Origin of the sequence: Falsiroseomonas sp., assembly GCF_051859025.1 — a bacterium.
GTDB lineage: Bacteria > Pseudomonadota > Alphaproteobacteria > Acetobacterales > Acetobacteraceae > Falsiroseomonas.
Genome location: NZ_JBHYGL010000040.1, coordinates 134731 through 153356, shown reverse-complemented (window position 1 = coordinate 153356; position 18626 = coordinate 134731). Strand labels below are relative to the sequence as shown.

Annotated in this window: 19 protein-coding genes; 13 read left to right on the top strand and 6 right to left on the bottom strand. The window is 70.6% G+C overall.

The window, feature by feature from the left end:
- The first annotated feature begins 25 nt into the window (after positions 1-25).
- Both lnt and ACTIE5_RS27950 read left to right on the top strand, forming a co-directional pair.
- Entirely contained in the window at positions 26-1591 is a 1566-nt protein-coding gene (gene lnt, locus ACTIE5_RS27955) for an apolipoprotein N-acyltransferase (protein WP_439553019.1), read from the top strand.
- Positions 1592-1796: 205 nt separating this feature from the next.
- Positions 1797-2243 carry a helix-turn-helix domain-containing protein gene (locus tag ACTIE5_RS27950; protein WP_439553018.1) on the top strand — a complete coding sequence of 149 codons (447 nt, stop codon included), beginning with the start codon at positions 1797-1799 and terminating at the stop codon, positions 2241-2243.
- A 55-nt stretch (positions 2244-2298) separates the two neighbouring features.
- Here the strand turns inward: ACTIE5_RS27950 and ACTIE5_RS27945 are convergent, their stop codons facing one another.
- Positions 2299-2802, bottom strand: a complete 504-nt coding sequence (locus ACTIE5_RS27945; RefSeq protein WP_439553017.1) for a DUF2244 domain-containing protein — start codon at positions 2800-2802, stop codon at positions 2299-2301.
- Positions 2803-2936: 134 nt separating this feature from the next.
- Between ACTIE5_RS27945 and nth the strand changes: the two genes are divergently transcribed.
- The gene (nth, locus tag ACTIE5_RS27940; RefSeq protein WP_439553016.1) at positions 2937-3584 is read left to right on the top strand and encodes an endonuclease III; all 648 of its coding nucleotides are present in this window, start codon (positions 2937-2939) and stop codon (positions 3582-3584) included.
- A gap of 85 nt (positions 3585-3669) precedes the next feature.
- Positions 3670-4392: a calcium-binding protein gene (locus ACTIE5_RS27935; RefSeq protein ID WP_439553015.1), complete on the top strand. Its 723-nt coding sequence runs from the start codon at positions 3670-3672 to the stop codon at positions 4390-4392.
- Between the two features lie 6 nt (positions 4393-4398).
- Here the strand turns inward: ACTIE5_RS27935 and ACTIE5_RS27930 are convergent, their stop codons facing one another.
- Both ACTIE5_RS27930 and ACTIE5_RS27925 read right to left on the bottom strand, forming a co-directional pair.
- A complete protein-coding gene (locus ACTIE5_RS27930) occupies positions 4399-5001 on the bottom strand; it encodes an HdeD family acid-resistance protein (RefSeq protein WP_439553014.1) in 603 nt (200 codons plus the stop codon).
- Positions 5002-5047: 46 nt separating this feature from the next.
- Complete coding sequence (locus tag ACTIE5_RS27925; RefSeq protein WP_439553013.1) at positions 5048-6289, bottom strand: M24 family metallopeptidase; 1242 nt, start codon at positions 6287-6289, stop codon at positions 5048-5050.
- Positions 6290-6374: 85 nt separating this feature from the next.
- Here ACTIE5_RS27925 and ACTIE5_RS27920 point away from each other — a divergent pair, with 85 nt between their 5' ends.
- Genes ACTIE5_RS27920 through ACTIE5_RS27910 form a run of 3 tightly spaced genes read left to right on the top strand, consistent with a single transcriptional unit; the run spans position 6375 to position 9159 of the window.
- A complete protein-coding gene (locus ACTIE5_RS27920) occupies positions 6375-7379 on the top strand; it encodes a TRAP transporter substrate-binding protein (RefSeq protein WP_439553012.1) in 1005 nt (334 codons plus the stop codon).
- Positions 7379-7873 (top strand): TRAP transporter small permease, encoded by a 495-nt coding sequence (locus tag ACTIE5_RS27915; protein WP_439553011.1) that lies wholly within the window; start codon positions 7379-7381, stop codon positions 7871-7873. Before ACTIE5_RS27920 ends, ACTIE5_RS27915 begins: the two co-directional genes overlap by 1 nt.
- The gene (locus ACTIE5_RS27910) at positions 7870-9159 is read left to right on the top strand and encodes a TRAP transporter large permease (RefSeq protein WP_439553010.1); all 1290 of its coding nucleotides are present in this window, start codon (positions 7870-7872) and stop codon (positions 9157-9159) included. Before ACTIE5_RS27915 ends, ACTIE5_RS27910 begins: the two co-directional genes overlap by 4 nt.
- Before the next feature lie 70 nt (positions 9160-9229).
- On the opposite strand, the gene ACTIE5_RS27905 is transcribed toward ACTIE5_RS27910, so the two are convergent.
- Positions 9230-10837 (bottom strand): FAD-dependent oxidoreductase, encoded by a 1608-nt coding sequence (locus ACTIE5_RS27905; RefSeq protein WP_439553009.1) that lies wholly within the window; start codon positions 10835-10837, stop codon positions 9230-9232.
- Positions 10838-10905: 68 nt separating this feature from the next.
- On the opposite strand from ACTIE5_RS27905, the gene ACTIE5_RS27900 reads away from it, so the two are divergent.
- Entirely contained in the window at positions 10906-11769 is an 864-nt protein-coding gene (locus ACTIE5_RS27900) for an amidohydrolase family protein (RefSeq protein ID WP_439553008.1), read from the top strand.
- The gene (locus ACTIE5_RS27895) at positions 11766-13244 is read left to right on the top strand and encodes a class I adenylate-forming enzyme family protein (RefSeq protein ID WP_439553007.1); all 1479 of its coding nucleotides are present in this window, start codon (positions 11766-11768) and stop codon (positions 13242-13244) included. Before ACTIE5_RS27900 ends, ACTIE5_RS27895 begins: the two co-directional genes overlap by 4 nt.
- Before the next feature lie 6 nt (positions 13245-13250).
- Here ACTIE5_RS27895 and ACTIE5_RS27890 read toward each other — a convergent pair whose 3' ends face one another.
- Complete coding sequence (locus ACTIE5_RS27890) at positions 13251-14879, bottom strand: gamma-glutamyltransferase family protein (RefSeq protein WP_439553006.1); 1629 nt, start codon at positions 14877-14879, stop codon at positions 13251-13253.
- Between the two features lie 108 nt (positions 14880-14987).
- Entirely contained in the window at positions 14988-15644 is a 657-nt protein-coding gene (locus ACTIE5_RS27885) for a demethoxyubiquinone hydroxylase family protein (protein ID WP_439553005.1), read from the bottom strand.
- Between ACTIE5_RS27885 and ACTIE5_RS27880 the strand changes: the two genes are divergently transcribed.
- The 4 genes from ACTIE5_RS27880 (at position 15643) to paaC (ending at position 18611) form a co-directional block, all read left to right on the top strand.
- A complete protein-coding gene (locus tag ACTIE5_RS27880; RefSeq protein WP_439553004.1) occupies positions 15643-16476 on the top strand; it encodes a PaaX family transcriptional regulator in 834 nt (277 codons plus the stop codon). The genes ACTIE5_RS27885 and ACTIE5_RS27880 overlap by 2 nt on opposite strands.
- A gap of 72 nt (positions 16477-16548) precedes the next feature.
- The gene (paaA, locus tag ACTIE5_RS27875; protein ID WP_439553003.1) at positions 16549-17556 is read left to right on the top strand and encodes a 1,2-phenylacetyl-CoA epoxidase subunit PaaA; all 1008 of its coding nucleotides are present in this window, start codon (positions 16549-16551) and stop codon (positions 17554-17556) included.
- Between the two features lie 5 nt (positions 17557-17561).
- On the top strand, positions 17562-17849 hold the full coding sequence (gene paaB, locus ACTIE5_RS27870) for a 1,2-phenylacetyl-CoA epoxidase subunit PaaB (RefSeq protein ID WP_439553002.1): 288 nt from the start codon (positions 17562-17564) through the stop codon (positions 17847-17849).
- Between the two features lie 3 nt (positions 17850-17852).
- Positions 17853-18611, top strand: coding sequence for a 1,2-phenylacetyl-CoA epoxidase subunit PaaC (gene paaC, locus ACTIE5_RS27865; protein ID WP_439553001.1), 759 nt, complete (start codon positions 17853-17855; stop codon positions 18609-18611).
- Positions 18612-18626: the final 15 nt, after the last annotated feature.

Here is an 18626-nt window from a genome sequence, read left to right as displayed (position 1 = left end):
GGGGCGTGAAGCGGCGCCGGGCCGCGTGGCTCGCCTGGGCCTCGCACCGGCACGCTTCCGCGCCGCGCTGACAAGGCGGCTGGACGGGCCCGGCTTCTGGCGGGCCCTGGCCACCGCCTTCGGGCTCGGCGCCTTCGCGGCGCTGGCCCTGCCACCGGTCCATGCGGTGCCGGTGCTGCTGGTGGCCCTGCCGGGCCTCTTCATCATGACGATGGAAGCGCCATCCGCCCGGCGCGCCGCGCTTCTCGCCTTTGCCTGGGGCTGGGGCTTCCACGTCGCCGGCCTGCACTGGCTGACCAACGCGATCCTGACGGAGGTCGAGCGCTACTGGTGGCTGGTGCCGCTCGCGGTGCCGGGCCTCGCCATCCCGCTGGCCGGCTTCACGCTGATCCCCGCACTGGCGGCGCGGTGGGCAGCGCCGGGCTGGCCGCGCATCCTGGCCTTCGCCTCCGCCTGGGTGGCGGCGGAGATGCTGCGGGGCATCCTGTTCACGGGCTTTCCCTGGAACCTGATCGGCTCGGTCTGGGCCTTCGGCGCGCTGCCCATCCAGTCCGCCGCCTGGATCGGCGTGCATGGGCTGGGCCTGGTGACCATGCTGGTGGTGCTGGCGCCGATGATGGGGGGCCGCGGCGCGGCGGGCAGCCTGGCGGCGGTGGCCGCCCTCGCCGCCTTCGGCCTGGCCCGCCTTGTGCCGCAGGAGGCGGATCCCGAACCCGTCGCCCTGGTGCTGGTGCAAGGCAATGTGGCGCAGGAGGCCAAGTGGCGGGAAGACAGCCGCATCCCGATCTTCCAGCGCTATATCGACCTGACGGCGGCCGGCGTGCGCGCCGCGCAGCGGGATGCGCCGGACAGCCGCATCCTGGTGATCTGGCCGGAAACGGCGAGCCCCTTCCTGCTGGCGAACGATCCCAACGCCGCCCGCCTGGCCACGGCCCCCCTGCCCCCGGGCGCCACGCTGCTGGCCGGGTCCGTCCGCGCGGAATTCGCCCCGGACGGGCGGCCGACCCGCGTCTGGAACAGCCTGGTGGCGCTGGACGCCCAGGGCGCCGTGCTGGATGCCTATGACAAGGTGCATCTGGTGCCCTTCGGCGAATACACGCCGCTGCGCGGACTGCTGCCGATCCGCCTGGTGCTGTCGGCGCTGGATTTCTCCGCGGGGCCCGGCCTCCGGCGCATCAGCCTGCCGGGGCTGCCGAGCTTCGGCAGCCTGATCTGCTACGAGGTCATCTTCCCCGGCGCCGTGACGCCGGCGGACCGCCCGGGCTTCCTGGTGAATGTGACGAATGACGCCTGGTTCGGCGTCTCCGCCGGGCCCTACCAGCATTTGGCGGCCGCGCGGCTGCGCGCGGTGGAGGAAGGCCTGCCCCTGGCGCGGGCGGCGCAGACCGGGATTTCCGCCGTCTTCGACGCTCGCGGACGGGAAGTGGAGCGGCTGGGCCTGGCGGAGACGGGGGTTGTATTGGCGCCGCTGCCGCGGGCGGGAAGCCCGACCCCCTTTGCCAGCCTGGGATTGTGGGTACCTTTCACATTTCTCGCATTGGTAGCCCTGCTGTCGGGTATTCTCTCCAACAGGAAGACCCGAAACGCTTGAGGGGCGCGCGAGGCCCCGTGATACGCGTATCGGGCGTGCGCTTTAATGAGATTTCTCAAAAGAGTTGACAAAGTCCTACCACGCCGATACCCCTTGGGACGGCCCAGGGACCTGCGTGATACACGCGACGATGGGTCCCAACCGGGCCAGAACGGCCCCAGCAAGGGTTGGTAACCTTTCTGGCGCGGAGTTCGGAGTGTTGGCCATGGCGAGTGAAGACGTCGTCGAGCGGGTGGAGCGTGAGCACCGCCCGAGCCCGATCGACGTGCATGTGGGCAGCCGGGTCCGCTTGCGCCGTACGTTGCTGGGCATGAGCCAGGAGAAGCTGGGGAAGGCCCTCGGCCTCACCTTCCAGCAGGTCCAGAAATATGAGCGTGGCGTGAACCGGATCGGCGCGAGCCGCCTGTTCGACCTCTCCCGCGTCCTGGATGTGCCGATCGGCTTCTTCTTCGACGACATGCCGCCGGAGATGGGGGGCAGCCAGTCCAACCGTCGGTTCGGGGGCTTCCAGGAAGTCCAGGAAGGCTTCGAGGACGATACGCTGCACCGGCGTGAGACGCTGGAACTGGTCCGCGCCTATTACCGGATCACCGATCCTTCCGTCCGCAAGCGCGTCTTCGACCTGATCAAGAGCCTCGCACCCAGCGAGTAGGGCCCGCCCTGCTCGCCTTCCCCCACGCGCCCTAGCACTCGCCCTCGGGGCGTGTTCAGCGAAGCTGCGGGTTGTCGAAGACCGGGGTGCGATAGCGCGACAGCGCGGCCGAGAGGGCGCGGGCCAGGTCCCGCTTCTCCTCCGGCGCCAGGAAGGTGCCGAGTTCGATGCGGCGGCCCCGCTGCACCAGCATCAGCCGCGGCGCTCCCTCCACCGCCTCCTCCAGCATCACGCGGGTCCAGTAGGGCTCGAATTCCGTCACGCGGCGACCGCCCCTGCCATCGGCGGTGGCGACATGCAGGCGGCCTTCCGTCAGCCGCACCACTTCCCACGCCGCCTTGGTCCAGCGCCGATGCAGCGTGACCAGGAACAGCACCAGCAGGACCTCCACCCCCAGGAAGGGCAGGACCGGCCAGGCGCCGAGCACGGTGAAGAGCACGGCGGGGATGGCCGCGCCCAGGCACGACAGAACGATGAGCCAGCGCATGCCGCGATCGCTCAGGCTGCGGGGCGGCGTGCTGACGGCTTCGAACAGGATGGGGTCGGAAGCGGCTGACATTACCTTCCAGTATGGGGTAGGCCTGTCGGAACGCCATGCCCCAGACATCCCCTCCCCGCCCGAAAAAATCGGCCGCCGCGCCGGCAGGACCCGCGAAGCCCAGGGCGGCACCGCGTAGCCGTCGCGCCAAGGTGATGAAGGCCGACCAGGCCGCTGCCTTCCTGCGGGCACTCGCCGCCGCCAACCCGGCGCCGGAGACGGAGCTGCATTTCCGCGATGCCTACACCCTGCTGGTGGCCGTGGCGCTCTCCGCCCAGACCACCGATGTGGCGGTGAACAAGGCGACGGCGACGCTGTTCGAGGAAGCCGCGACGCCGGCCGCCATGGTGGCGCTGGGTATGGAGGGCGTGGCGCGGCACATCCGCCGGATCGGCCTGTGGCAGGGCAAGGCGCGCAACGTCGTCGCGCTGTCCCAGCTGCTGCTGGACCGGCATGGCGGTGAGGTGCCGGAGGACCGCAAGGCGCTGGAGGCGCTGCCTGGTGTCGGGCGGAAGACCGCAAATGTCGTGCTCAACGTGGCCTTCGGGCAGGAGACGATGGCGGTGGATACGCACATCTTCCGCCTCGGCAACCGCACCGGCATCGCGCCCGGCAAGACCACGCGGCAGGTGGAGGACGGGCTGGTGAAGCGCTGCCCGCCGGACATGCTGCGGGATGCGCATCACTGGCTGATCCTGCATGGGCGCTACATCTGCAAGGCGCGGATGCCTGAATGCTGGCGCTGCCCGGCGCTGGCGCATTGCAACCACACGGCCAAGGTGCTGGCGCCGCCGGCACGCTGAAGGGCACACGCGGTCGTGCGGGGCAGCACGGGTAGGCGGGCACAGGCAAGTTGATAGTATACGATCCATTGCGCGGGGATGGATCATGGGCAGGATCATTGGCGGTGGCGGGCCGGACAGGCTGGCGGGCACGCGGGAAGACGATGTCATCCAGGGTGACCCGCCTGGGGGCGACCCGCCGGGGGCGCTGCCAGGCGGTGGCAATGACGTCCGCGGCCTGGCGGGGAATGACCTGATCTTCGCGGGCTACGGTGCCGACACGGCGCTGGGCGGGCCAGGGAATGACACGATCATCGGCGGCGGGGTCTTCGATGCGCCGGGACAGGGCGGCCCCTTCCTGGCGCGCGGCGACCTGGCGGACCGGCTGTCCGGCGGGGCGGGGGATGACATCATCCGCGGCGCGGGGGGCGACGATACGCTGCAGGGCGGGCCGGGGAGCGACCTGCTGCAGGGCGAATGGGGCGACGACGTCCTGCGCGGCGGGGCGGGGGATGATGTGCTGGCGGGCGGGCTCGGCGCGGACCGGCTGACGGGCGGCGCGGGGCGGGATGCCTTCGTCTTCGGCTTCACCTCGGCGCCGGCCGCCTTCGGGCTGGATGCCGGCATCGGCGCGGCGCGGGATGTGGTGACGGACTTCACCCCGGGCCAGGACCTGCTGCGCTTCAACGGCATCGGCGCCGAGCATGTGACGTGGGAGGCCGTGCGCGGCGGCGTGATGGTGAGCTTCACGGGCTTCGACGGCAGCAGCGGGGAGATCCTGTTGCGCGGCGTCGCTGGCCTGTCGGCGGCGGATATCGTCTTCGCCTGAGGGGCGTCAGGCGGCGGCGCCGGGCCCATGCGGGTCCCGCGCGATGCGGCGCAGCCGCCAGCCGATGGCGATGAACAGGCCCCCCGTCACCAACGCCTGTAGCGCCACCACCCAGACCAGCGCCAGCAGCCCGGGCCCGGGCGCCGCCATCATCCAGGCGCCGGCCAGGATGGCCAGCGCGCCGAGCAGGCCCAGCAGCACGTCACCCGCCCGGAAGGCGAGGATGAGGCGCGTGACGCCGACGATGGCGGCCCAGGCGCCGACCATCACCACCAGCACCACCGCCGAGACGCCCGGCAGGACCAGCACGCCGAGGCCCGCGAGCGTCGAGGCGATGCCATCCACCCAGAGCCAGGTGCGGGACCGGTGGCCGGCCGGGTCCGGCGCGCCGCGCGCGGCCTGCACCAGCGTCGCCACACCCTCCACCAGCAGGAAAGCGGCGAGGAAGCCCAGCAGCAGGGCCAGGCCGAGCCCCGGCGTGAACAGCGCCAGCAGCCCGAACAGGATGCCCGCCACGCCGCGCAGCAGGAACAGCCACCAGCCGCGCGCCAGCATCCGCGCCACGGCAAAGCGGCCCGTGGCTGCCTGGTCTTGCATCGGGACGGACATGAGGCACTTCCCCGCTGGTGGCGGGGCTTGAACGCCCCTGCGGCCGCTACAGTTCGACCAGGCCGTGGGGCAGGGTCGCGCCGGCCATGGTCTCGGCACCGGTCTCGGTGATGAGGAGCATGTCCTCCACGATGAAGCCGCCGATGCCGTCGAGGTACCAGGGAAGCTCGAAGGCCATGACCATGCCGGGTTCCAGCACCACATCGCTGTCGGCGGCGGTGAAGGGAAATTCCTCCGCCCAGAGGGAGGCGCCGAGGCCATGGCCGAAATGGCCGCGGGCGTAGCTGGGGAAGCCGGCGGCCTGGACGGTGCGCAGGCAGGTGGCGTGGATGTTCGCCAGTTCGGTGCCGGGCCTGAACAGGGCGCGGCCGGCTTCGAAGGCGTCCAGCAGGGGCGCGAAGACCTCCCTCGCCAGGCGGCGGGCGGGGCCGAGGGTGAAGGTGCGGGCGAGGTCGGCGGAATAGCCGCCGACGACGGCGCCGACATCGACCTTCACGACATCCCCGCGGGCGAGGGTGCCGGGGCTGGACCAGGGGGAGGTGCCGAAGCCCACATACTCCCAGGCCGTGAGGGGCGCGGTGGCGCCGGCGGCGTGCTGCTGCACCAGGTCCAGGAAATGGCGGCCGAGCCCGGCGCGCGTCGCGCCTTCCCGGATGGCGGGGATCAGGGCGGCGAGGGCCGCCTCCGTGATCGCGCCGGCCTGGCGCAGCAGCGCGATCTCCCCCGGCGATTTGAAGGAGCGAAGGCGATCGATCAGCGCCGAGGCATCGAGGATGCGTGCGGGCGCGATGGCGGCTTCCAGCGCCGGAAGGTCCGCGGCGGGAACTGACGACAATTCGACGCCGATCCGGGCGGTGGCTAGGCGCTGGTCCGCCAGCAGGGCACGAAGCTGCGCCAGCGCCGCGGCGCGGTCGAAGGTGGCGGGGCGGGAGAAGCCGGGGGGGCGGTCCGCGGTGGCGGCGGCCACGAGTTCGGCCGCGCTGGCGCCGTCCCGCATCGCGGCGCGGAGCGACAGGGCCTCCGGCCAGATGGGATGGGTGCGGAGCGGCGAGCAGCCGGCGGCCTGGGCGCCAGGGGCAAAGAGGTCGCTGGCGACGGCGCCGACGGGCTGGCCGGGATCGGCGGGGATGACGGCCATGGCGGCGCCGAGGCGCCTCCATCCGGCGGCGACGCCGGCGGGGGCGCCGGTCGCCCAGTGGAAGACCTCCGGCGAGACGACGAGCAGGGCATCGATCCCGGCCTGCTGCATCATCCCCGCGGCGCGGGCGCGATCGACATGTCCTGGCATTCGCGCATCGCAGGGTGGGCGTGACAGATTGTCAATCATCCCGCGTGGCCCCTATCGTCAGGGCGATGGGATGGGAGTGAGTGGAATGAAGCGGTTCGTGCTGGGCGCCATCGCGGCGCTGTTTGCAACCGGGGCGGGGGCGCAGACCACCGAATGGCGTTTCCACAACAGCTACGCGCCCGCGCGGATCGAGAGCCAGCATGCGCGGGAACTCGCGGCCGATCTGCGCGCGCGGACCAATGGGCGCTTCGTCCTCAATGTGTTCGAGGGCAATGCGATGAACCTGCGGGACGCGGACGCGCTGCGGACCATGCAGGGCGGCACGCCGGAGCTCAGCTTCATCTGGCCGCCCTTCCTGGGGCGCGACGATGCGGCGATGTCCTCCATCCTGGTCTTCGGGCTGATCCGCAACGCGGCGGAGCTGAACCGCATCATGCCGGCGATGCAGCAGAGCCTGAACGAGGGTATCCGTCGCTGGAACATCGAGCCCGTCGGCTACATGCAGCTCGGCCTGCTGGATGCCGCGATCTTCTGCCGCAGCCCGGTGCGGAGCCTGGATGAGCTGCGCCGCGTGAAGCTGCGCGTGGGGTCGCGGGAGCAGGTGGAGACCTTCCGCACGCTGGGCGTCGCCGCGCAGATCGTGCCGCAGCAGGAGCTGTACAGCGCGATGCAGACGGGCGTTGTGGATTGCGCGCTGTATCCGCCGCGCATCGTCCACACGATCAGCCTGCAGGAAGTGGCGAAGCACGCGACCAGCACCGGCTTCGCCTTCCCGCCCACGCCCTACATCATCCTGGCGCACCAGGCGCGGTTCCGGGCGCTGAGCGCGGAGAACCGCACCGCCTTGCAGCAGGCCACGGCGGCGATGGAGCAGCGCAGCGCGCGGTTCGAACAGGATGCGGCGGATGACGAGGCGAGCCGCGTGCGGCTGCGGGAGGCGGGCGTGACCTTCCACCCGACGTTCTCCGAGACCGAGCAGCAGGCGATCCGCACCGCGGCGCTGAACACCTGGGACACGCTGATGAAGGAAGCGGGCGGGCAGGGCCCGGCCTGGCGGGCACGCATCCAATCCGCCTTGACCGGGAACTGATGCACGCCATCGATCGCGGGCTGCTGCTGGCGACGCGGGGCTTGCTCGCGCTGTCCGCGGCGTGCTGCGCAGCGATATTGGGGCTGGTCGTGGCGGCGGTGGTGATGCGCTACGCCGTCGCGGCGCCGTTCCGCTTCACCGAGGAATTGTCCGGCCTGTTGTTGTCGGCGATGGCGTTCCTCGCCCTGCCCTTCGCGATGGCGGGGAATGCCAATATCCGGGTGACGCTGGTGACGGACAAGCTGCCGCCACTCGGCCGGCGCATCGCCTGGTTCCTCGGGCAATGCATCATGGTGGCCTTCTGCGCGGTCTTCGCGTGGGAGGGTTGGGCGATCGCCGACTTCACCATGATGCTGAATCTGATGAGCGAGCAGGCCAGGCTGCCACTCGGCCCCTGGGTGCTGCTGATGCCGGTGAGCCTGGGTATCACGGGGCTGGTGGCGGCCTGGGTCGCGCTGCGGCCGCCGCCGGATGAGAAGGCGGCGCATCTGTGATCTGGACCACGCTTCTGGGGATGCTGACGGCCACCGTGCTGTCGGGCGCGGTGCTGGGCTCGGCGCTCGGGCTCACGGGCTTCGCCATCCTGCATTTCTTCGCGGGTGGCTCCACGCGCATCGGCGTGCAGACGGTGTGGAATACGCTGAACGAGTTCACGCTGACGGCGATTCCGCTGTTCATCCTGCTAGGTGAATTGCTGGTGGCGTCGGGCCTGGCGCGCGGCGTCTATCGCGCCATGGCGCCCTTCTTCGGGCGGCTGCCGGGCGGGTTGCTGCACACCAACATCGCGGTCTGCACCATCTTCGGGGCGGTGTCGGGCTCCTCGATGTCCGTCGCTGCGGCCGTCGGGTCCGTGGCGTATCCCGAATTGAAATCGCGCGGCTACGACCGTGCGCAGACCGTGGGGACGCTGGCCGCGGGGGGGACGCTCGGCCTGCTGATCCCGCCGTCGCTGTCGCTGCTGATCTATGGGGCGCTGACGGATACCTCGATCGGGCGGCTGTTCATGGCGGGGGTGCTGCCGGGCCTGATGATGGCGGCGATCTTCATGGCCTGGATCGTCTTCGCGGCGCTGCGCAATCCGGCCATCGCGCCGGAGGAGAAGCGCGTCGCGATCAGTGAGGCGCTGCGCGGCCTGACGGGGGTGCTGCCGCTGCTGGTGCTGATCGTCGCCGTGCTGGGAAGCCTGTTCGCGGGGCTGGCGACGCCGACGGAGGCGGCCGGCGTGGGTGTCGCGGCGGCGGCGGTCCTCGGCTTCACCATCGGGGATCTCACGCTGCGCGGCGTGGGCCAGGCCTTGATCGGCACGGTGCGGACCTTCGCGGTGATCGCGATGGTGTTCGTGGGCGCGCTGGTGCTCGCGCAGGCGATCAGCCTGCTCGGCCTGCCGCAGCAGATGCTGGCGGTGGTGTCGGAATGGGGCCTGTCCAAGTGGCTGCTGCTGGTGGTGGTGGTGGTCGTCTATCTCATCCTCGGCTGCTTCTTCGACGGCTTGTCGATGATGATCATGACCCTGCCGCTGGTGTTTCCGCTGCTGACCGGCGTCGGCTTCGATCCGGTGTGGCTGGGTGTCGTCGTCACCATCATGATCGAGGTGGGGATGCTGACGCCGCCCGTGGGCATGAATCTGTTCGTGCTGGTCGGCATCACGGGGGGCGAGGTGAAGCTGGGTGAGGCCGCGGTCGCTGCCCTGCCCTATTGGATCGCGCTGCTGCTGGGCGTGTTGCTGCTGTGCCTGTTTCCCGGCATCGCGCTGTTCCTACCCGGCTTGGCGTTCGGCTGAAGGCGGGGTCCGGGGGGCGCCACGCCCCCCGGCGGAGCGCCCCGCTTTTCATGATCTGGGCGGAGCCTCGCTAGTTTCTCTGTGCCAGACGTTGGCCGGCGACATAGCCCCAGGTCATGTACGGCCCGATTGTCGTCCCCGTCCCCACGCCGCGCGTTCCGAGCGGATTGGCCGATGACGCCCCGGCGGCGAACAACCCCGCGATGACGCTGCCATCCGCCCGCAGGACTTCCGCGTGTTCGTTGGTACGCGGCCCGCCCTTGGTGCCGAGGATCGATCGGTTGAAGGGCATGGCGAGGAAGGGCGTGCGCTCGATCGCCTCCAGCCCGCCGCGGCGGCGCTTGTCGCCGGAGGCTGCGGCATCGGCGGCGGAAGGGCGGGCGAAGTCGCTATCCTTCTGCGCCGCGCAGAAGCTGTTGTAGCGGGCGATGGTGTCCGAGAGTGCCGTCGGGTCCAGGCCCGTCTGCGCCGCCAGGGCTTCGATGGTGTCGGCGCGCTTCAGCCAGGTGGGATCGGCACGGACGCCCCAGCGGGCGGGGGGCAGGCGGTCCAGAAGCCGCGTGTCGCTGATGACCCAGCAGGGCAGGTGGATGGGGTTGCCGTCCGCGTCGCGTTCATCCATCGATTCACCGATGTTGAAGCGCAGTTCATTGGCGAAGCGTCGGGCGTGGCGGTTGACGATGATGGCGTTGGGTTCGGTATGGAAGGGCACGGGGCGGGCCATGAGGCGGCCGTGCAAGGTCGTGGGCACGCAGGGTGTGAGCGTCGCCTGGTCCATATGGGCCAGCGCCGCGCCGGCCGCTTCGGCCATGCGGTGCCCGTCGCCGGTATTGCCGGCGGGGCTGCCGAGGTAGTCCACCGGGCCCGGAAAGTGCTGTGCCAGCAGGGCTGAATCCCATTCGAAGCCGCCGGTGGCGATGACGACGCCGCGCGTGGCGGTGATGGCGTGGCGCGTGCCGCGCTGTTCGACGATGGCGCCGGTGATGGCACCCGTCTCGTCACGCGTCAGTTCCACCGCGCGCGCTTCGAGTTCGACCTGCACGCCGGCATCGAGGCAGCCGCGCAGCAGGCCCGTGACCAGCGCCGTGCCCTTCCCGCGGGTGTTGGTCAGGATGCGCCAGAGCAGGCGCGGCCAGAGTTGCCAGGCCGTGCGGAAGGGGTGGTGGTAGAGATCGGTCTCGACGGCCTCGTGATAGGTGAAGAGCTCCGGGATCGTGGACTTCCGGATGCGGAAGGCGAAGCGCCCGGCCTTCCAGCGGGACAGCGGCAGCGGCGAGAGCATGCGGCCGCGGGGCTTGGCGCCGGGGAGGTCGCGCAGCGGATCGGGCTCTGGCGTCAGCGCGAAGCGGAGCGGCGAATTTTCCTCAAGGAAGCGCAGCATCCGGGGCGAGGCCTCGACCAGGCGCTGCCAGAGAGCGTCCTCGGTCTGCGCCCAGCCATCGGGGGCGGCGGCGCGGATATAGGCCAGCGCTTCTTCCGGGCTGTCCGCGATGCCGGCGGCGGCGGCGTGGTGATTGGCGGGGATCCAGGTGCCGGCGCCGGACATGGCGCTGGTGCCGCCGATGCGGTCGGTCTTTTCCAGCACCGTGACGCGCAGCCCGGCGGCAGCGGCGGCCAGGGCGGCGGTGAGGCCGGCAGCGCCGGAGCCGAGGATCAGCGCATCGGTGTCAACTTGCATGGCGGATGTATAGCGCTGCGGCGCTGGGCGCGACACAGTGTGGCGACGTTGCAGGGATGTGGTGCGGCATGACTGACGAGATCTGGGCCATCGATTCCGTGGTGAACATCTGGACCAAGGAGGCCCTGGCCGCGCGGCCGGATCGCAGCGCCTTCTTCCGCGGCAAGATCGGCGTGGACCAGGAAACCTTCGAGGGCATCAGCCTGGAGGCGATGCTGGCGCGGATGGATGCCGCGAAGATCGAACGCGCCTTCCTGGTCGCCGCCAAGGTTGGCGTGAAGTGGCACCCCGCCTGCTACCACGTGCCCTACGAGTTGGTGGCGGCGGCGGTGCGGCAATATCCCGATCGATTCTCGGCACTGGCGGGGCTGGATCCGACCGAGGGCATGGATGGCGTGCGGGCGCTGGAGAAGGCCGTGAAGGAGGACGGCTTCATCGGCGCGCATTTCTACCCCCACTGGTTCGAACTGCCGCCGGACCATGCCAAGTGGTACCCGTTCTATGCGAAATGCGTGGAACTCGGCGTGCCGGTGCAGCTGCAGGTCGGGCAGTCGCTTGTGTATGATTCCAGCTATCCCAGGCGCTCCGTCGGGCGGCCGATCTGCCTGGATGCGGTGGCCTGCGATTTCCCGGAACTCAAGATCATCGGCATCCATGTGGGCATCCCCTGGACGGATGAGATGATCGCGATGGCGTGGAAGCACCGGAACGTCTTCATCGCCGCCGATGCGCACAGCCCGAAATACTGGCCCGAGAGCTTCGTTCGCTACATCGACAGCTACGGGCAGGACAAGGTGATGTTCGGCACCGACTTTCCCGTGCTGCAATTCGAACGGACGCGCACGGAAGTGGAAGCGCTGAACCTTCGGCCTGGGCCGCTGAAGAAGTTCCTGCGGGATAATGCGCTGCGGATCTATGGGCTGGCGCCATGATGAACATCGCGGATGCGCTGGCGCATCACGTCACGGCACGCCCTGACCAGGCCGCGCTGGTCGCGGGCGATCGCGTGGTGCTGTACCGGGACCTCGATGGGCTGGTGCGGCGCTGGGCGGCGCGGCTGACGGCACTCGGGCTGCGGCAGGGCGAGGTCGTGGGGATCGCGCTGCGGGACAGCATGGAACACATGCTGGCGCTGTGGGGCGCCGCGCGGATGGGCGCGGTGGCGCTGCCGCTGGATTGGCGCTGGACCACGGGCGAACAGCAGGCGGTGGCGCTGCGGTTTCGGGCGGGGCTGGTGCTGGTGGAGCCGGATGCCGCGGCGCTGGAAGGTTTGCGCTGCGTCGCGGTGGATGCGGATTTCGCCCGGGCGGTGGAGGCAGCGCCCGCCGATCTTCCCTTCCCCAGCGGGCGGGAGTGCGGCGGGATGCCGCTGCTGATGTCCCTTTCATCCGGTACCACGGGGCGGCCGAAGGGGCCGGTGGTGACGCATGAGCAATTCATCCGGCGCTTCTGGACGCATTGGATCGACCTCGGCCTGAACAGCCGGGAGGTCTATGTCTCCGCCACGCCGCTGTATTTTGGCGGTGGGCGGACCTTTCCGATGTCGCTGATGTTCAGCGGCGGCACGGCGGTGCTGTTCCCGCCGCCCTACAAGCCGCAGGAACTGGCGGCGGAAATCGAGAAACGCCAGGCCACATCGGCCTTCCTGGTGCCGACCCTGCTGCGGCGGCTGCTCGATCTGTCCGATGAGGCGGCTGCGCCACTGACGAACATGCGGCTGCTGCTGTCATCGGGCGCGCCGCTGCATCCCTGGGAACGCAAGGCGATCCGTGACCGCCTCTGCGCGGGGTTTCATGAGTACTACGCCAGCACGGAAGGCGGCGGGATATCGCTGCTGCGGCCGGAGGATATCGATACGCATGAGGCAAGCGTCGGCCGCGCCGTCTTCGGCGTGGAGATCGCGATCTTCGACGATGCGATGCAGCGGCTGGGCGCGGGCGAAGTGGGGCGTATCGGCTATCGCGGGCCCGGCGTCGCCACCGGGTTCTTCGAGGATCCGGAAGCGGATGCGGAGGTGTTTCATGAGGGCTGGTTCCTGCCCGGTGACCTCGCCTCGGTCGATGCCTCCGGCTACGTCACGCTGAAGGGGCGGAAGAAGGACATGATCATCCGCGGCGGCGTGAACATCTATCCGCCGGAGATCGAGAGCGTGCTGCTGTCCGACCCGCGCATCGCGGAAGCCGCCGTCGTCGGATGGCCATCGGCGGCGATGGGGGAGGAGATCGCGGCCTTCGTCGTGCCTCGGCCGGGGGAGGCACCGGATGCGGAAAGCCTGGTGGCGCTCTGCCGCGCCAGGCTCGCGCCCTACAAGGTGCCGAAGCGGATCGACCTCATCGCCGATCTGCCGCGCAACAGCAGCGGCAAGACGGTGAAGGCGGAACTCGCGAAACTGCTTCCGCCAGGCTGAATCTTCTCAAGCAACGCCGATGGCGAGGCCGTCCCGCTGCGGGTCCGCGCCGCCGGCCAGCACGCCATCCCAGAGGCTGATGCCGTGCGGGGCGGCGAAGGGGTAGGAGTGGTAGTTGCGGCGCACGGTCTCTCCCGCCGCCGCCAGGTCACGCTCCACCGCGCGGGGGATGCGGTTGCCGATATCGATGGCGGGGCCGGTGGCGGCGAAGCGGGGGGCCTGCACGGCTTCCTGCATCCCCATGCCGAAATCGAGGACATTCACCAGCACCTGCAGGATGGCGATGCCGATCCAGGCGCCGCCGGGCGCGCCGAGCGTCATCACGGGCTTGCCATCCTGGAAGACGATGGTGGGCGTCATGGAGGAGAAGCGCTTCTTGCCCGGCGCAATCGACCCCGCGCGGCCGGGGCGCGGATCGTACCAGTTCATCGCGCCGTTCAGCATGAAGCCGGTGCCGGGCGGGATGACGCCGGATGGTACGCCGAGCGTATGGGTCAGCGACGCCACCAGGCCTGAGGCATCGACGCAGGAGATGGTGGTGGTGTCCTTCGCCGTGGCCGTCACGCGCGCTGGCGCCGCGACCATGCCATCGCGGATGCGGGCAGCGCATTCATCGGCGTAGGCGTCGGACAGCAGGCGATCCAGCGGCGGCGGCTGTGTGGCCGGGTCGCCGATGTGATCCTCCCGGTCCTTGAGCGCGATGCGCATGGCGGCGGAGAGGGTGCGGATGAAGGGCGCGCTGTTGTGGCCCATGGCGACCAGGTCGAAGCGTTCCAGGATGCGCAGCATCTCCGCCACCACGATGCCGCCAGCTGGCGGCGGGGGGAGGGAGATGTCGAAGCCGCGGTAGCGGATGGTCAGCGGCGCCACTTCCTGGACGCGGAAGCCGGCGAGGTCGGCGGCGGAGAGGATGCCGCCATGCGCCGCCATGTCATCGAGGATCACGCGGGAGAGGGCGCCGGTATAGAAGCTCTCGACGCCATCGGCCGCGATGCCGGCCAGGGTGCGGGCCAAAGCCGGGTTGCGGACGGGGTCGCCTGGGCGTTTCGGCGTGCCGTCGGGGCGGCAGTAGAGGGCGGCGCCTTCCTGCGTGAAGGCGAGTTTTCTCACATAGTCGAGGCGGCCATAGGCGGCTTCGTTGGCCGTGAACATCGCGTGGACATGGGGGCGGATGATCCAGCCTTCCTCGGCGAAGGCGATGGCCGGGCTGAAGAGGTCCTTCCAGGCGAGTTTCCCGAAGCGGGCATGGGCTTCGGCGAAGAGGCGGAGGATGCCGGGGGTTGTGACGGCGCGGTGGCCCACCTCATTCGCACGGTCGGCCAGGATGAAGCCGTAGCCATCGGCGCATTCGCGCTGGAACGCGCTCTCCCACATATCCGGTGTGCAGGCGGCGGGGCAGGTGGAGAGGCCATCCAGCACGGTCGTGCGGCCCGTGGCGGGGTCGTGCAGCTGGAGGATTCCGAGGCCGCCGATGCCCGACATCATGGGGTCCACCACGCCTTGCGTCAGCGCGCAGGCGAGCAGTGCGTCGATGGCGTTGCCGCCGGCCGCGAGGATGCTGGCGCCGGCTTCCGCCGCTTCGGGCTGGGGCGCCACGATCATGGCGCGTGCTTCGGGCATTTTGCTGGTCGGCATGGCGGCGATTCCCCTCGGAGAATCGCATAGTGCCGGCGGGGTCCGGGGGGCGCCACGCCCCCCGGCGGAGCGCCCCCTTTTCAAGTTTTGGGCAGAGCCTCGCCCTTGTTACACCCGTCGCGCTGCGTGCACCGCGGCGGCGGAGCCATTGCCCACCAGCCAGGCCCAGGCGCGCAGCAGCGGCCCGGGTGGTGCCGTGGCGGCGTCGCGCGCCTCGTCCCGGTGGTGGATTTCCTCAGCCTGGCAGTGGGCGAGGAGGGCGCGGATCTCGGGGTGGATGTCCTCCGCGTCCAGGCGGTCGATCTGCTGCTGGTAGTGGTGGTCGACGAAGGTCTCCACCGCGTCGATCGTGGCGTAGACGGCGCGGGGGCCGAAGAGCGACGGCAGCGCGCCGGTCATCCAGCCCGCCACGCGCCAGATCGGCAGCAGGCGGCTGTGCTGGTGCGCGGGCAGCAGCACGTTCAGCAGGTCGAGGTGCCCCTGTTCGGTCGCCATGTGGCGGCGGGCGAAATCCACCACGCCGGGGTCGCGGCAGACGGCCAGGATGCCGCGATAGATCATGACGGCGCCGGTTTCCCCCGCATGGTCGGAGCGGAGTTCCCCCACCAGCCATTCCGGCAGTGGCGGCAGGGTGGAGAGGATCGGCGCCGTATAGGCGGGGGGGCGTCGGTCATGGGTCATTGCGCCGGGGATGTGGGCCGCGACCGGGATGGGGACAAGGGCGGGTTGCGTGGCCGGGCGGGGCGGCGGCAGTGTGCGCGCCATGCCTGATCCCTCTGCCCTGGGGGCGCTGACCAAGCGCCTCGGCCCGCCGCGCATCGCCAGCCTGATCGTGACGATCTGGGGGGATGCGGTGGCGCCGCGGGGCGGGTCGCTGTGGTTGGGGTCGCTGCAGGCGATCCTGGACCATTTCGGCTGCAATCCCGGCCAGGTGCGCACCGCGATGTCGCGGCTGACGGAGGAAGGGTGGCTGGCGCGCAACCGCGTGGGCCGCAATTCCTTCCATCGCCTGGGCCCGCGGGGGGAGGCCGCCTTCGGCGCCGCGGCGCGCCGTATCTACCGCGCCCGGCCGCCGGAATGGGACGGCCGGTTCCGGCTGGTGATGACGACCGACCCCGCGGTGGCGGAAGCGCTGGCCGGCCGGCAATTCGGCCAGGCGGCGACGGGGCTCTGGATCGGCCTGCGGGGGGCGGCGGAGGAATTGCCGGCGGCGGCGACCGTGCTGATGGCGGCGCCGCGCAGCCTGGCGGAGGCGCGGGACCTGGCGGCGCGGGCCTGGCCGCTGGCGGCGATCGCGGCCGCGCATGAACGCTTCCTGGCCGCCTTCGCGCCGCTGGATGGCGTGGTGCCCGATGCGGAGGAGGCGCTGCCGCTGCGCCTGCTGCTGGTGCATGAATGGCGGCGGATCGCGCTGCGGGACCCCGCGCTGCCGGATGCCCTGCTGCCCGATGGCTGGCCGGGCCGGGATGCCGCGGCGCTGGCCGCCAGGCTCTATGCGGGGCTGGTGCCGGCGGCGGAGGCCTGGCTGGACGGGGCCGGTAGGGCCGAGGCCGGCCCCCTGCCGCCGGCCGAGCTGGCGGGGCGCTTCGACCTCTGACGTGTTACGGCGTTTGCGCTTTACTTGCGGGTATGTGTGACATAACCTCCACCAAAATCGGAGGAGGCGCCGGTGTACACCCAGGCCCTGAATCAGAAGGATGTGCCGCCCGCGACGGGCGCGGCGGAGGATCCGGAGCGCCTGGCGCGCTTCGAGGCGCGCGTCGCGGCCGAGGACAAGATCGAGCCGAATGACTGGATGCCGGAGGCCTATCGCCGGACCCTGACGCGGCAGATCAGCCAGCACGCGCATAGCGAGATCGTCGGCATGTTGCCGGAGGGCAACTGGATCACCCGCGCGCCGTCGCTGCGCCGCAAGGCCGCGCTGCTGGCCAAGGTGCAGGATGAGGGCGGGCACGGGCTGTACCTCTATGCGGCCGCCGAGACGCTGGGCACGAGCCGCGAGCAGTTGGTCGATCAGCTGCTGAGCGGCAGGGCCAAGTATTCCTCCATCTTCAACTATCCGACGCTGAGCTGGGCGGATATCGGCGCGATCGGCTGGCTGGTGGATGGCGCGGCGATCATGAACCAGATCCCGCTCTGCCGGACGAGCTACGGCCCCTATGCCCGCGCCATGGTGCGCGTCTGCAAGGAGGAGAGTTTTCATCAGCGCCAGGGCTACGAGATCATGCTGACGCTGGCGCGCGGCACGGCGGAACAGAAGGCGATGGCGCAGGATGCGCTGGACCGGTGGTGGTGGCCCGCCTTGATGATGTTCGGCCCGCCGGATGGGGAGAGCGCCCATACCGACCAGTCCATGCGCTGGAAGATCAAGCGATTCACGAATGACGCGCTGCGCCAGCAATTCGTCGATGCGACGGTGCCGCAGGGGCATTTCCTCGGGCTGACCTTCCCTGACCCCGACCTGCGCTTCGACGAGGCGAGCGGGCATTGGCAGTACGGCGCCATCGACTGGGAGGAATTCCGGCAGGTGCTGGCGGGGAACGGGCCGTGCAATCGCGAACGGATCGAGGCGCGGCGCCGCGCCCACGCGGAAGGCGCCTGGGTGCGGGAAGCCGCGCTGGCCCATGCGGCAAAGCGCCGCGCGCGACGCGCCGCGATGGCCCAGGCGGCGGAGTGAGGGCCATGGCCGAAGCCCCCATGCCCATCTGGGAAGTCTTCGTCCGGGCCCGCGCCGGCCTGGCGCACCGCCACGCCGGCAGCGTGCATGCGGCGGATGCGGAAATGGCGCTGCAGGCGGCGCGGGATACCTACACGCGGCGCGGCGAGGGGCTTTCGCTCTGGGTGGTGCCATCCGCCGCCATCACCGCGAGCGATCCGGGCGACCGGGATTCCCTGTTCGAGCCGACCGCCGACAAGATCTATCGCCACCCCACCTTCTACGAGGTGCCCGACGATGTCGGGCATATGTAAGCCGTGACCAGCATCGCGGTCGCGGCCTCGCCGCTGGTGGATACGCTGCTGGCCCGCGCCGATGACGCGCTGGTGCATGCGCATCGCCTGTCCGAATGGTGCGGCCATGCGCCGATGCTGGAGGAAGACCTGGCGCTGGCGAATGTCGCGCTGGATCTGCTCGGCCAGGCACGGTCGCTCTACCAGTATGCGGCGGAGGTGGAGGGCACGGGACACGGCGAGGACGACCTCGCCTATCGCCGGGACGCGCCTCAATTCCGCAACGCGCTGATCTTCGAACTGCCGCGCGGCGATTTCGCGGAGACGATCGCGCGCCTGTTCCTGTCCAGCGCCGCGATGCTGCCCTGGTGGCAGGCGGCGATGGCATCCCCCGATGCGCGCATCGCCGCCATCGCGGCCAAGGCGGAGAAGGAAGTCACCTACCATCTGCGCCACGCCGCGGAATGGATGATCCGGCTCGGCGACGGGACGGAGGAGAGCCATGCGCGCGTGGCGGCGGCGGTTGCGAGGCTTTGGCCCTATACCGGCGAACTCTTCGCGGCGGAGCATGAGGCCGTCGCAGCGCTGCTGCCCGATGCCGCGGCGCTGCGCCCGGCCTTCGAGGCGACGGTGGCGCGCGTCTTCGCCGAGGCCGGGCTGGAACGCCCGCGCGATGGCTGGATGCAGAAGGGCGGGCGCCGCGGCGTGCATACGGAGCATCTCAGCCACATGCTGGCGGTGATGCAGCATTTGCAGCGCGCCTATCCCGGGGCGGTCTGGTGAGCGTCCCCGGGGCGG

Bases quoted from the DNA above. Each gene is read 5' to 3' on its own strand.
- ACTIE5_RS27890 (WP_439553006.1), bottom strand. From the start codon at position 14,879: ATGCCGACCAGCAAAATGCCCGAAGCACGCGCCATGATCGTGGCGCCC.
- ACTIE5_RS27945 (WP_439553017.1), bottom strand. From the start codon at position 2,802: ATGTCAGCCGCTTCCGACCCCATCCTGTTCGAAGCCGTCAGCACGCCG.
- ACTIE5_RS27880 (WP_439553004.1), top strand. From the start codon at position 15,643: ATGCCTGATCCCTCTGCCCTGGGGGCGCTGACCAAGCGCCTCGGCCCG.
- ACTIE5_RS27900 (WP_439553008.1), top strand. From the start codon at position 10,906: ATGACTGACGAGATCTGGGCCATCGATTCCGTGGTGAACATCTGGACC.
- ACTIE5_RS27895 (WP_439553007.1), top strand. From the start codon at position 11,766: ATGATGAACATCGCGGATGCGCTGGCGCATCACGTCACGGCACGCCCT.
- ACTIE5_RS27935 (WP_439553015.1), top strand. From the start codon at position 3,670: ATGGGCAGGATCATTGGCGGTGGCGGGCCGGACAGGCTGGCGGGCACG.
- nth (WP_439553016.1), top strand. From the start codon at position 2,937: ATGAAGGCCGACCAGGCCGCTGCCTTCCTGCGGGCACTCGCCGCCGCC.
- ACTIE5_RS27885 (WP_439553005.1), bottom strand. From the start codon at position 15,644: ATGGCGCGCACACTGCCGCCGCCCCGCCCGGCCACGCAACCCGCCCTT.
- ACTIE5_RS27905 (WP_439553009.1), bottom strand. From the start codon at position 10,837: ATGCAAGTTGACACCGATGCGCTGATCCTCGGCTCCGGCGCTGCCGGC.
- ACTIE5_RS27920 (WP_439553012.1), top strand. From the start codon at position 6,375: ATGAAGCGGTTCGTGCTGGGCGCCATCGCGGCGCTGTTTGCAACCGGG.
- ACTIE5_RS27930 (WP_439553014.1), bottom strand. From the start codon at position 5,001: ATGTCCGTCCCGATGCAAGACCAGGCAGCCACGGGCCGCTTTGCCGTG.
- ACTIE5_RS27915 (WP_439553011.1), top strand. From the start codon at position 7,379: ATGCACGCCATCGATCGCGGGCTGCTGCTGGCGACGCGGGGCTTGCTC.
- ACTIE5_RS27950 (WP_439553018.1), top strand. From the start codon at position 1,797: ATGGCGAGTGAAGACGTCGTCGAGCGGGTGGAGCGTGAGCACCGCCCG.
- paaB (WP_439553002.1), top strand. From the start codon at position 17,562: ATGGCCGAAGCCCCCATGCCCATCTGGGAAGTCTTCGTCCGGGCCCGC.
- ACTIE5_RS27925 (WP_439553013.1), bottom strand. From the start codon at position 6,289: ATGCCAGGACATGTCGATCGCGCCCGCGCCGCGGGGATGATGCAGCAG.